The organism is Psychrobacter sp. TB55-MNA-CIBAN-0194 (genome assembly GCF_040309505.1).
GTDB classification, from domain to species: Bacteria; Pseudomonadota; Gammaproteobacteria; order Pseudomonadales; family Moraxellaceae; genus Psychrobacter; species Psychrobacter fozii.
The window spans coordinates 1-377 of sequence record NZ_JBEOOW010000056.1 but is presented as its reverse complement, the minus strand read 5'-3'; the positions used below and the strand labels follow the sequence as shown (position 1 = coordinate 377).

Annotated in this window: 1 pseudogene; it reads left to right on the top strand. The window is 37.4% G+C overall.

The window, feature by feature from the left end:
- Positions 1-114: 114 nt before the first annotated feature.
- Positions 115-377 (top strand): annotated as a pseudogene (locus AAEY75_RS14225) (thiol:disulfide interchange protein DsbA/DsbL); the annotation flags it as partial.

Below are 377 nucleotides of genomic sequence, written 5' to 3'. Positions count from 1 at the left end.
ACCTATCGTCGTCTATTGACTTTGTCATTGCTTATTTGCTTTGGTATTTATATGACTATCAAAGCTATAACTATTAAAGCAAACTTCTGAATGTCGTTATTTCAAGGAATAAGTATGAAACGTATCATCGCATTAACTGGTTTGGCTTGCGCTATTGGATTTGCCAATATTGGTGCACAAGCTGCCAATTATGTCGCAGGAAAAGACTATCGTGTGTTAGATAATCCAGAAAAAATCAGCGGTGATGCTATCATTGTGCGTGAGTTTTTTTGGTATGGTTGCCCGCATTGTAATGTCCTTAATCCACACATGGAAAAATGGGCAAAAAACAAAGATAAAGATGTGGCATTCTTTAAAACACCCGCAGCATTAAACCC